This is a genomic window from Moorena sp. SIO4G3 (genome assembly GCF_010692305.1).
Taxonomy (GTDB): domain Bacteria; phylum Cyanobacteriota; class Cyanobacteriia; order Cyanobacteriales; family Coleofasciculaceae; genus Moorena; species Moorena producens_A.
The window spans coordinates 13,949-26,682 of sequence record NZ_JAAHIG010000040.1 but is presented as its reverse complement, the minus strand read 5'-3'; the positions used below and the strand labels follow the sequence as shown (position 1 = coordinate 26,682).

The 12,734-nt window shown below is 44.2% G+C and carries 8 protein-coding genes; 5 read left to right on the top strand and 3 right to left on the bottom strand.

Annotated elements, in window-relative coordinates; translation table 11 throughout:
* Positions 1 to 107: 107 nt before the first annotated feature.
* The 3 genes from F6J99_RS10370 to F6J99_RS10360 all read right to left on the bottom strand — a co-directional run bounded on the left by F6J99_RS10370 (position 108) and on the right by F6J99_RS10360 (position 3,150).
* A complete protein-coding gene (locus tag F6J99_RS10370) occupies positions 108 to 839 on the bottom strand; it encodes a peptidylprolyl isomerase (protein ID WP_009149356.1) in 732 nt (243 codons plus the stop codon).
* 739 nt (positions 840 to 1,578) lie between these two features.
* Positions 1,579 to 2,475 (bottom strand): PEP-CTERM sorting domain-containing protein, encoded by an 897-nt coding sequence (locus tag F6J99_RS10365; RefSeq protein WP_293112860.1) that lies wholly within the window; start codon positions 2,473 to 2,475, stop codon positions 1,579 to 1,581.
* 192 nt (positions 2,476 to 2,667) lie between these two features.
* The gene (locus F6J99_RS10360) at positions 2,668 to 3,150 is read right to left on the bottom strand and encodes a hypothetical protein (RefSeq protein WP_070395122.1); all 483 of its coding nucleotides are present in this window, start codon (positions 3,148 to 3,150) and stop codon (positions 2,668 to 2,670) included.
* A 921-nt stretch (positions 3,151 to 4,071) separates the two neighbouring features.
* On the opposite strand from F6J99_RS10360, the gene F6J99_RS10355 reads away from it, so the two are divergent.
* The 5 genes from F6J99_RS10355 (at position 4,072) to F6J99_RS10335 (ending at position 12,679) form a co-directional block, all read left to right on the top strand.
* The gene (locus tag F6J99_RS10355) at positions 4,072 to 5,529 is read left to right on the top strand and encodes a phospholipid carrier-dependent glycosyltransferase (protein WP_293112859.1); all 1,458 of its coding nucleotides are present in this window, start codon (positions 4,072 to 4,074) and stop codon (positions 5,527 to 5,529) included.
* Positions 5,530 to 6,095: 566 nt separating this feature from the next.
* A complete protein-coding gene (locus F6J99_RS10350) occupies positions 6,096 to 7,322 on the top strand; it encodes a glycosyltransferase family 4 protein (RefSeq protein WP_293112858.1) in 1,227 nt (408 codons plus the stop codon).
* Between the two features lie 141 nt (positions 7,323 to 7,463).
* On the top strand, positions 7,464 to 8,909 hold the full coding sequence (locus F6J99_RS10345; protein WP_293112857.1) for a glycosyltransferase family 4 protein: 1,446 nt from the start codon (positions 7,464 to 7,466) through the stop codon (positions 8,907 to 8,909).
* A gap of 91 nt (positions 8,910 to 9,000) precedes the next feature.
* Positions 9,001 to 11,220, top strand: coding sequence for a polysaccharide biosynthesis tyrosine autokinase (locus F6J99_RS10340; RefSeq protein WP_293112856.1), 2,220 nt, complete (start codon positions 9,001 to 9,003; stop codon positions 11,218 to 11,220).
* The gene (locus F6J99_RS10335) at positions 11,204 to 12,679 is read left to right on the top strand and encodes an O-antigen ligase family protein (RefSeq protein WP_293112855.1); all 1,476 of its coding nucleotides are present in this window, start codon (positions 11,204 to 11,206) and stop codon (positions 12,677 to 12,679) included. Before F6J99_RS10340 ends, F6J99_RS10335 begins: the two co-directional genes overlap by 17 nt.
* The last annotated feature ends 55 nt before the right edge of the window (positions 12,680 to 12,734 follow it).

Below are 12,734 nucleotides of genomic sequence, written 5' to 3'. Positions count from 1 at the left end.
GATAATCATGCCGAGAACCACCATACCCGCCCATGTTCCCCCAAATCCGGAATCAAAGCCGCTGTCTAAGGTTTCTTGAGTTTAGTTTCATTTCTAGAGTTTTGTGGTTAATCTAGCGCTGCTAATTGCTGATTCAGTTGCTCACTGAGCCAGGTGCTGAAACATTCATTCAGCAGTCGCTGGCGCATCGAATCATCTAACTGGGCTGGCATAAACTTCTCCAAACGCACGATTAACAGCCATTCTCCCAAGCGAGTCGGTGGGAACAATTGTCCGGGTTGGCTCAGGCGAAGCATTTGGGCTAAGGCGGGGTGAGGTACGCTCAGTTCAACTGGACCGATTAATCCCCCAGTTTGAGCTTCTGGTCCTTGGGAATATTCCCTAGCTAGGTCAGCAAAAGACTCTTCTCCTTCTTGAATGCGGAAATATATTTCTTGGGCTACCCCTGGGTCTTTTGTCCGAATCAGGGAATAAATCACTCGGTCTAATTGTCCCTTCCGTTCCAGAAAATAAGATTCCAGTTTGTGACTCCAGGTTTGTTGTTTGTATTTCTCAATCAGAATACTTCGTACCGCTAGGGCTTCTAATTGAGCTGGATTCATACCACGCTGCTTTAGCCAAGCCTGTTTAGCCGTCTCGTCAATGAGCTGATTTTTTTCCAAAAACTGCTGATAGGCTTGAGCCTTCTCCTCTGGTGTGCAGCTTGCGGTAGCCACTGCCTCGTCAATGATAATCTCACGGATTAACGGTGGCAGCAATTGGTAACCAGCTAGCAGGGGAACAATTTCTTCTGCACTAATGACGCGATCGCCTATTCGTAAAACTGTAGTTGTCCCCATAAGAAATGTTTGGCTTTGTGGTAGCGCGGTTGTGGATATGATTTAGATATCGCCCACTGTATATTATAATTCCTAACTCTAAAGCTTCAACAGTACAGTTTTTGCACATTTACGAAACTTGGGTTAGGGGAAAACGCTTTCTCGGGTTTTTGCTACTGGGTAACTGACTACTAACACCACATTACTTGATGTCATTCCATGGGTTGCAGTAATGGGGTTGATTTTGCCTTGCCCACGGAGCAAATGGCTTATTGCTTGAGGGTCGGTTCTGAGCAACTGGGCTGACGGCTAATAGCTGATACCTGAGTACTCGCCACTTGGTATCACTATATATTAAGTTTTAAAAAGATTTGGGAAAGCCAAATATTTCTGTTCAAAGTATCTCAAATAACAAAACCAGGATCACAGACCCTAGAGCACCGAGCTATTACAAGGGTATTACAAGTTGCGGAGATTGATTTTACCTTGGTGACTGATTACCTGAATAGCTATCATTTCATAATAACATAATTCTGATTTTAGAGCATGTGTAACTTTGTTAGTCTGTCATTGATAATTAGTCTAAGCTAAGAGATTGTCCTGCCGTTGGGATAAGCGTGAAGCGTAACTATTGCAGAATATAAATCCGACCTGGCATTCTGTCATGATTATAATTACTGAGCAACCAAAACTCGCTGCTTATCGCTCTAGTTCATTGGTCCGTTGTCTGTATTTCATTTTTCGCGGGTTTCCCCATTAGCTAGGTCTGTGTTTTACTAGTTCCCTCACATTTTTGTTTGTGTTTGTTCAACTGACTTCTCACCCCTAAAACCCCAATGGCTAGTAACCCCAATACAGAGGTTGGTTCTGGAACTGAGGTGGGATCAGTGGGTGTTGGCACTGAGGGGGGATCAGTGGGTGTTGGCACTGAGGGGGGATCAGTGGGTGTTGGCACTGAGGGGGGATCCGGTTTTGGAACTGGGGGGGGATCAGGTATGTCGAGTCTGACTACATTGACATTATCGATTAGTACTCCTGAATCAAAGGCACCATCTCCCACATCTGTTACACCTATGGTCACAGTGTAGGTTCCAGAGGCAGCAATTTTCTGAGAGTAGGTCTTAAAACCAGTTTCATTAACAAACGGTGTCATGGAATCAGCTAATACTGAGAAGGTATCAGCCAAACCATTCAACTGACCGGAAATTCCCACAAAAGCGAAGTCATTAAAATATTCAGAACCGAAATCATCTGTGAGGAAGTTGTAATCGAAATTAAGAACATCTCCTGCAACTGCTGTAAAGGTAGTTCTGATTGCTGATCCTTCAAACACCTCCCCCTTTCCTTTGCCGATCTGATCCAGCACTGTAATGTCCAGCTCTAGAAAATTGGCTAGCTCCACGAAGTTTTCTTGTTCCTGGGGAAGGAATGTATCTAGCTGGGCATAGAAACTGCCGTCAGTAGGTTGACTACCAAAACCTGCAGTGCGCACAGAAGCACTACCCAATGTTTCCCAGCCCGTAAAATAATTTTCAAAACTACCATTAGTGATGATGGTGGCTGAGGCAGGATTAGTATCAAATAGACTGGCCACACCGATCAGGCTGACAATACCTGTTCTCAAAGAGAAGCGCTTGTAGTTTTTAAGGTCAAACATATTGATTATCTTTGTTGAGAACTAGAGATTAGTCATTGGTAGATGCTTCCCAGTTCCAAAGTGGATATTTTTTCCGAGTAGACGCTCTTAACCCATCTGACAGTCTTAGGTTGAAGACTGACCAGATTGCTGATTGGTTCCACACCTAAACTCGAAGCTGATCGTGAAAATCCGCGCATCACCTGTGGTTAATCATGCGATGATAAAATCGCCATCAACTATATCTAGATTTATATCGTTTTTATCAACATTTTTTAGGATAGCTAATGTTCTGAAGGGGGTGTACCCTTGAATACCATCTGGATCTACTCTAATATAAGTATCTGAACCCAACTGCTCAATTGTCAACCAATCTCCAACATTGGCATCTGAATTCAAACCTTCGTTGTGAAAAAGATCCCAAAAGAAACCAGAGGTTATAACCACAACATCTTCATCGTTGGGATCGAAATCTTCAATGATGTCCATCCTCTCGGAAAAGTTACTATACCAGGTCAGATCACGATCATCATCATAACCAAGGTTGATAAAGTCACCTCCACCACCTCCGAATACAGTGTCAGCCCCCCCTTGAGCGTCGATATTATCTGGCTCTGGGGTACCTGTGAGCCAGTCCCCTTTGTCTGTGCCATGTAGTGGATTAACATTTCGTGGATTAATATCTCGGATTTTCATAAGTGTTTAGTATGTGCTAACTCTGTGGTTTTTGATTGTTTTAATCATTTCCTTTAAGTCATGAGCAGAGGCATATTTTTCTCTATTAACGAGAAAATAATAGTTACTGCTACTGAGGGTTTAGAGTGGCAGCACACCCAGGAATTACTCTCCTAAAAGAGAAAACTATATTTTTCTCCTTGTCCATAAAAACCAGATAAATTCTAACTCATTTTTTCAGTATAAAATTGGTTTTAACACTAAAAATATTTACCATAAACAATCTTTACTAACAGTTTAAAAATCGTGATATTTTGTGTGGATAATGTGAAGAATTTGATAATAATAAGGAAAGGTCAAGTGATGATGCCTATTCTTAGTTTTTCAATCCACTTAGAGGAAAATCCGGAATACTTGTCTGACAATTTTTCTGGTTATATCACAAGTGTTATCACAATTGTGTAGACAAGAGGGAGGTAAGGCGCGCAAAAGCTATTAAGGGATTAAAGGGATTAAAGGGATAATAGCAGGAAGAGGGTTAAGAGGGAGAAGAGGGGGAAGTTATAGCACTACGCATTAAAGTTAGGACATTGATACAAGCAGCAAAACCTTGTGTAGTAAACTTTTGCCTCTTGCCTCTTGCCTCTTGCCCTTGCGCGTAGCGCTATATACCAATTTCATTTATTCGAACTACAGATGCTGAGCAGGTATAAGTTACAGGTTGCAGGTGATCAGCTTACAGGTTATTAAGCTAGTGTGCATTTAATTGGCATATTTTATACTTTCGGAATTAGGGAAGGCAGACAAGGGGGATGCTTGGCAGTGTTGTCTTTCCACTCTGATCTGTCTTCCCGCTCTTCCCCGAGAAAAGTATTGCTGATCAAGGTCTCCTCTACTCCAGATTGAGTGTGCCATTCACCGATAACCCAAGCCTCGAAGGTGATGATTTTGCCAAAAAAGCCGTCTCATTCGTCTATTCCCTGGTTTAGCATTGGCATAACTGCCATTGTTTTACTGTCACTCGCCCTGCGATTTTGGGGGCTGGGTCGATTTAATCGCCTGGTATTCGATGAAGTTTACTACGCTATATTTGCCAATAACTACTTAACCGGTACTTCCTTTTTCAATCCCCATCCTCCCCTAAGTCAGTACATCATTGCCATTGGCATCTGGATTGGCTCTCATCTACCTTTTGGGCAGGATAGGGTTAACGAGCTGACTGGTTCCTTACGCTCTACCTGGAGTTACCGATGCCTGAATGCCCTGACGGGTTCTTTGATTCCGATCGTAGTGGCGGCTCTGGCTTATCAACTCAATCGACGTCGCAGCTATGCCTTGATTGCTGCTCTGTTCGCAGCTACTGATGGTTTATTCCTGGTAGAATCCCGCTATGCCCTCAACAATATATATTTAGTGATCTTGGGATTACTGGGTCAGTTGTTTTTCCTGCTGGCTCTGAATCATTATGCTGCCAAACGCTGGCTGATGCTAATCCTATCTGGTGTGTTTTTTGGTGCTTCCGCAGCGATTAAGTGGAATGGCTTGTGGTTTTTGTTAGGGATTTATATAGTATGGGCTGTGGCTTGGGTATGGCAATTATTTAGAACCTATTTTGGGCAGACAACCCGTACTCCCTCCATACCATCGGGACGCCATCCATTACAAAACCTGACCCAACTGAATATCGGGCACATCCTGCTGAACTTGGTAATTTTACCAGTTGTTACTTACAGCCTGCTTTGGATTCCTCACTTACTGATGAATCCTAGCCCTGGATTCTGGGAGTCTCAAGTCAAAATTTTAACCTTCCATCAAAATGTGGGCAGTGGTACTGACGTCCATCCTTACTGTTCTCGGTGGTATAGTTGGCTGTTAATGTGGCGTCCGGTTGCTTACTTTTATCAGACTGCTAGTCACAGCCCTGAGGCTGTTCCCACTGACTCCCTCTTATCGGCTGATGCGAGCAATGTAATCTATGATGTCCATGCCATGGGCAATCCTTTCCTATGGTGGCTCTCGACTACAGCTATTTTGTTGCTGCTGCTGCTGTTAACCCAACGCATCTTAGAAGGGGTGGGCTGGAAATCTATACCAACCTCCTATACCTGGATTACCCTCTATTTGATCGTAAACTACGCCGCTAACCTATTGCCCTGGACGAAAGTGACTCGCTGCACGTTTCTTTATCATTATATGGGAGCTTCAGTGTTTTCTGGATTAGCACTGGCGTGGCTAGTTGACCGCTGGCTACACAGTGAGAAAAACCAGTATCGTAGTGCTGGTGTCAGCGTAATCTTGGTAGTTGTACTAGCTTTTATATTCTGGTTACCAATTTACTTAGGTCTACCCTTGTCTGAGTCAGGGTATCAGTTGCGGATGTGGTTCCGCTCCTGGATTTAGGGTAATCCCGAGTTGTATTGAATTGAGATGTTGAGCCAGAAGAACAATCAGCTATCAGCGCTCCGTAGAACAGGCGTCTCCCCTGTCATCTGTTGTTTCTGTTCTGTTGCCTGTTGCATTTGCTGAAAAAACCGCTATAGCTACTGTACTCCATGCCCCTGTGAAGTATCCCAATAGGTAAGCATTCAGCTATCAGCCTTTGGCCAAGGCCAAGGCCAATGGCCACGCTACGCAAATGGCCACGCTACTTGAGGTGCTTATGGGCTACGCCCACGCTACGCGAACAGTTTTTGAATAAAAGAGGTAAGCATTCCTTTCCTACTTACCGCAATACTATTGTCCACAATAAATTCACAAAAAATATACAGATACTTGACAGAAACTTCATAGTAATTTTGTATTAAAAGACAGAATTGTGAATAATATACTTTCGGGGCTAAAAAATCCTGCCAACTTGGCAATCCATCCGGTTTGAGGAAAAGTTGAACCCCCTCAAACCAGTGGTTGGGGCAAATCACTCTGATTTTGTTGCCTCAGGCAATTAGTTAAAGTCTCAACTTGAATTCATGCGTAAGCCCATTTTGACGATTTTCTACCAGTTCAATCCATGGAATAGCAGCATCGGTGGCATTCAGACAGTGATCCGCTCCTTCATTAAATATGCTCCGACTGAGTTTGAGGTGCGGTTGGTAGGAACAGGAGAACCCAAATCATCGACAGGGGTATGGCAAAAGACTGAGTATGCTGGTCGGTCAATCCAATTCATGCCCCTATTTAATATGCTCAATGATAATGTTAGGGGCTTTATACCGACTACTGTCAAGTATACAGCAGCTTTGTTAGGTCGTTGCTTGGCATCCGATTTTATCCACTTCCATCGCCTTGAACCAACTGTAGCAGCTCTCAACTGGTCTGGAGATAAGACCCTTTTCATTCACAATGATATTCAGCAGCAGATTGCTGCTGGCACTAGTAAGAAGGCCATGCTATGGCAGTATTTTCCAGCAGGGTATTTTGCACTGGAGCGCTTCCTGATTAAACAATTTGACCAGATTTATTCTTGTAATACGCAATCAGCCCAATTTTACCAGGAACGTTACCCCGAGATCGCTGAGCGCGTCACTTTTCTTAAAAACACAGTTGATACTGAGATTTTTTATCCCTTAGAACCAAGGGAAAAGGAGAAGCAAAGGAAAGTCCTTGCCCAGCAGCTAGGTTTACCAGAACAGACACGTTTTGTTTTGTTCGCAGGTCGCCTTCATCCCCAGAAAGATCCCATTTTACTGGTGCGAGCGTACGCAGCGCTCAACGACCCGAGTCTTCATCTGCTCATAGCAGGGGATGGGGAATTAGCTGGTGAAGTCCGTTCTGAAATTGCTCGTTTGGCGCTCTGTGAGCGAGTCACCATGCTCGGGTCCGTGTCCTTTGAAAAACTAGCCCAGTTGCACCGGATCAGCAGCGCCTTTGTACTGAGCAGTGCCTACGAGGGTCTTCCTATGGTTGTCCTGGAAGCACTCTCGAGTGGAACACCTGTAGTAACTACCAACTGTGGTGAAACCCCTAGACTGCTCCGTGCTGACAGTGGGATGGTGGCCTACGAAAGAACACCCTTTGCGATCGCAAATGCTCTGGGCCATGTATTGCAACATGCCGAGGATTATCCGGCTGTGTCCTGTGTAAGGAATGCCCAGCCCTATGCAGCCCACACAGTAGTCAGCGATGTCTACACAGACATGTTGCATCGTTGGAAACATGGCTCTGTGTCATCTACTACTAGCCCAGAATGCATTTAAATTAGACATCTTGCAGAAGTAGGGTACTTCCGATCAGGGAATAGGCAATACGGATTGTGGAGACTAGTGTTGGACTTTTGCAAGAGGTCTACTATCCAATGTCTGATTAAATCTACCGTTTCTAAAAGAGAATCGCAAATCATGAAAATTGCCGTAATTGGAGCAAAAGGTTTACCGGCTAAACAGGGTGGAATTGAGCGCTGCTGTCAGGAAGTTTATCCCAAAATGGTTGCACAAGGTCACTCGGTAGATCTGTTCGCTCGACCGAGTTATACCCAAACCCCCTGGTTTTCCTCTTATAAATACAAAGGTGTGCAAGTGATTTGCCTACCCTCCTTATCATTCAGAGGGCTAGATGCGTTGACCAGTTCTGCTTTCGCTGCGATCGCTTCAATTATCAAACGCTATGACATTGTGCATTTCCATGCTGTCGGTCCATCCCTGTTTACCTGGATTCCCAGAATTGCCTCTTCTAAAGGGATTGTGGTTACCTGTCATGGATTGGACTGGCAACGAGCTAAGTGGGGCCGACTTTCTAGTAGTATCATCCACTTGGGAGAAAAGGTGGCAGTGAACTATGGCCATGAACTGGTTGTAGTGTCAAACAATCTCAAGTCTTATTTTTGGAAAACCTACGGCATTGATACAATCTACATCCCCAACGCCCCAGGGATATATGCTGAGTCAGACCCCAAATTTCCTTATCTTAAATCCCTCTCACTAGAACAGGGACGTTATCTTCTATTCCTAGGCAGACTGGTACCAGAAAAACGACCCGATTTACTGATAGAGGCGTTTCAATCCCTCAAGCCTAGAGGATGGAAACTTGTTCTAGCTGGTGGTATCAGTGAAATGCCTGAGTTTACCTCGAAGCTGGTCAATATGGCAGCTGGAAATAACGATATACTCTTCACGGGTGAACTCCAAGGATCTCGCTTATCAGAGATCATGCGAGGAGCAGGGATTTTCGTTTTGCCTTCTGATTTAGAAGGAATGCCCCTAGTGATGCTAGAAGCGATGCGGGAAGGAATCCCAGTGGTAGCAAGTGACATTCCGCCACATCGGCAACTTGTTGGTCAAGAGCGAGGTCTGCTGTTCGAGACTGGAAACCCTAACTCCTGCGTTCGTTGTCTAGCGCAAGGCATACAGCAACCTCTGCAGTTGGCAGAAATGGCTAAGAAGGCACAACAGTATGTGCAAGCTAACTACAACTGGGAAAAAATCACTGCTGATCACTTAGCCGTGTATGCCAAAGTTACCGACTCACCTGTTGTGATCACACAGCAAACAAACGACTCAATTCAGCCGCCTACCACTGAACTAAAGGTGAGTCTAGGTAACGAATTCCAGTCAAAACTCAAGCCTAAAGCAATGACTATGACACCTGAAAAACGGCAGCGTCTAGAAGCTTGTCTACAAGAACTCACTACTCTTCTGTACGAAGAAACGAATTCTCGGGAACAGACTGATCCAGAGAATTTGGAAAAAACCTTGCGTAAGCAAATCTTAGAACAAGTTAACCTCCAACTTGACCTGTTGTTGTCTAGCAAGCCACAAAAACTCAATAAGGTCGGCCTAGAAAAGTGAACTATTAAGGTAAAAGGCAAATTTAAACTTGAAAATTGCAGCAATTAGCAATTAGCAATTAGCAATTAGCAAATGACTTAAAAAACGTGTAATGGAGACCAGCCTTTCATCTTTAGTATCAGTCTTGAAGCGTCGGTTTTGGCCAGCTCTGGCTACCTTTGCTTCCGTAATTGGTGCCTCGATCGCCTATCTAGTCTATACTTCACCAGTGTATGAGGTGAAAGCAAGGCTAATTGTTGACAATAAACAGGTAAGTGTTTCTCCCTTAGGTCGTGACCTTAGCCAATTGCCTAACCGGGGACCGGGTGGGGCTAACCCAATTGCTAATCAAGCAGAACTGGTTAAGTCGCAACGGATTCTGCAGCAAGCAATTGACCAAGTCTTTTCACAAGACGTCAGTAATTTAGTGACAACCATAACTCCTAAAGAACTTAATAAGGATTTAACAGTAAAAAATATTCCTGCTACTAACATTCTTGAAATTAGCTATCAGAATCAAGACCCAGAATTAGCTACTGTGTTGCTTAATGCTGTTGCCAACGCAATGGTTTACGAAAGTACTGAAGCAATTCGCCAAGAAGCTAGAGTAGTACGGGAGTTTTTGGAGAAGGAGGTTCCTCAGCAACGGGCATTGACTGAAGCAGCAGAAGTGGCGGAGAGCAAGTATAGAAAAAGTAGTGGTTTAGTCTCGTTTGAGCAACAAACCGAAAGCTTGGTGGAGAGTCTTGCTAAGGTAGAAGACCAGGAACGTCTTCTGTATGCCCAACTTCAAGAAGTCAATGCCCGGCTTAAGGCACTCGGGCAATTAACAGGCTTTAATACTATTAATAATGCCTACGTAAGTGGGCGGGTTGGTCAAGATCAAGAACTAGATAAATTACGGGCTAAGCTAGCAGATTTGGATTCCGAGTTAGCTACGGTTCGTTCACGTTTTAACGAGAATCATCCCACAGTACTATCGTTGCTGGAAGAGCGAAATGCTATCCGTTCACTCTACAATCAAAAAATTGCTACTATTGCCCCCAACTCTAAGACCATACTCCCATTGGATGTAGCATCTGATCAGTTGAGTCAGGAGCTTACCTCCAGATATATTATTTCTAATACTGAACAATTAGCACTGGCAGAGAAGCTAACAGTTTTACAGCGTGAGCGAGCTATACTTCAGAATGATCTTGAGCAACTACCAATTAAACAGCAACGTCTTACGGCATTAGTTCGCCAACGAGAAGAAGCAACTGAATCGTTGAAATTTCTACAAAACAAACTAGAGGAAGCACGGATTGCTGAAGCTCAACTTGTTAGCAATATCCGTATTATTGCTGAAGCTCAAGTCCCCTCCTTACCCAGTGAACCCAATAAGAAAGTGGTGCTAGTACTTGCTACCGCTGCTGGAATTACCCTAGCCATCGGTATTATTCTACTGCTGGAGGTGATAGATAACAAGTTGTACGATGTTTCTGATGCAGAGGCACTGCTGAAACTTCCCAGACTGGGAGTCTTACCGGAAATACCTTTATCTGCTCTGAGTCTTAAGCATCCCGAACAATTTTTGGCTGATCTCAGTTTAGTTGAACCTTACCGCCTACTCCTCAAGAAGCTAGAGTTTCGGACTCAAGAGAAGTTGAAGCTGATTGTGGTCAGCAGTACGGTTTCTGGTGAAGGTAAGTCAATCGTGGCTTCCCATTTAGCAGCTGTGTCAGCTATGTTATCTCAGCAGACATTAATTATTGATGCAGACCTACGTAAGCCCAAGCAGCATCGGATCTTGGGGATAACCCCTAAGCCTGGTCTGACGGATGTAATTGACACAGATATCACTCTGTTTGAGGCAGTGCAACCGACAAATATTGAAAACCTCTCCATTTTGACCTCTGGTGGGCTGTTTACTAACCCCTCTAGGGTGCTAGAGTCAGCCTCGATGAAACATCTATTAGCCGAAGCAGCAACTCATTATGATCTGGTGATCATAGATACTCCACCCATTAGTAGCTGTGCCGATGTTCATACCTTGAGTCGGTATAGTGAGGGATTAGTCATGATTACCCGTCCCAACTTCACACCAAAGGACATGCTACTTCAAGCAGGAGAAGAATTGAAAGAATTGAAAGATAATGGCTTGCCCATACTAGGGGTGGTGATCAATGGGATGACGGCTCAGACTGAAATATTTTACTCCTATTCCGATCAGAGTTACCAGTCTTTATCCAAATCCCTGAAGCGTTTGACCGATCTCAATGGTTCCTTCAACAAGTCTGTAGCGCCTGGGAAGTCTGTTTTATCGCGGGGTTCAGATGATGTGGAGCAATAACGGTCCGAGTCGTTTCCCTAACCCTACCCTTTTGGTAGGGTTAGCCGGTGTAGGGGTTGGTATAGTTACAGGGTTACTTGCTGGCATTAATCCCCTTTTACTGGTTTTAGCCCTGGGCGCAGGTATGGTAGCAGTGCTGGTCTACTGCTTTGCCAGCTTTGACCAAATTGTACTGGGTCTGTTAATCCTGCGTAGCTCTCTTGATATTTTCTCAAAGCAACAGTTACCAGCACTATTTGCCATCGGGCTTGATGCTGTGACATTACTCTACGTGACGGTAATGTTATTAACAGGTCAGAGGGTTAAAACTGATAAATTTTGGTGGTTATTTGCTGGTTGGGTAGGGTTACAGGGTTTGTGGGTTATCCTGCTTGCTTTGGGAGGATTAGGACTTGATAGTTCCTATGTTTCAGTGAGTATCCGGGAGTGGGTGCGCCTATTTTCATGGCTGATGGTCTACCTGCTGATCATGCAGCTTAAACACCGGATTGCTCCTGAAAAAATTATCCATATGCTGTTCTTGGCTCTTGTTTTACCACTTACATTAGCCTTGATCCAGATGATCATTCCTTCAGTGTTACCTTCCATACTTTCACCGATGAGAGATCACTCTGCCACAATCTCTGAAGGAGCATCTCGAATCAGAGGGACTATGGGTCACCCCAATACCTTCGTTACCTTTATATTGCTATTTATCGGTCTGACCTATTGGAAGTTAAGTCATTCAAAGCAGCGTTTGCTCTGGCTTCTGTTGCTAGGTTTACTCGCCTTTTTCTTTGTGAGTACCAAATCCCTATTTGGCTTGATGATGTTGGGGACTTTTGTGTTGGTTTTGATTGCCCCTAGATTAAGTCTAGTTAACCTAATCGGTGGGTTGCTATTTTTCGCCCTAGTTATAGGACTATTTGCAAGTTCAGAGTTTGGACAAGAACGCCTCGGATCAATTGCTAACACACCCCTACTCAATCCTGACATTGAGATCTGGCGTGCGATTCTGCTCTCGAAGGTAGACAACAACAGTTTTAATTGGCGGCTCGATCAGTGGACTTACTTACTGACGCAATGGCAGCATTTCCCAATCTTGGGTTATGGTCTGGGTTTGAGTCATCACATTAGTACCAATGGTCTTCTTCCCCACAATGATTATGTCCGGATTCTGGTAGAAGGTGGGTTAGTAGGTCTAGGGACTTTTTTAGCCTTTTTCTTTGCTCAGTTTTTGCGTCTTGTTCAGTTACTTCGGTATGCACCTCCTGGCAGTGGACAGCGCGATTTGTGTTTTATCCTGTTGGCAACTCTTATGGCTATACCTGTAGGGATGATTACCGAGAATATCTGGAGTCATACCAATTTCTTTTTCTACTGGTATACCTTGTTGGCAATTGCAGGTTGGAACTGGCAGAGGTGTCCACCTTCTGATAGTACTGTTGTTACTAGTACTGTGAAACCAACTCGGTTTTGAACTAGAGTTGGCAACTGAGGGTTAGTAATTTTAGTGTTTTTAATTTTAGTGTTTT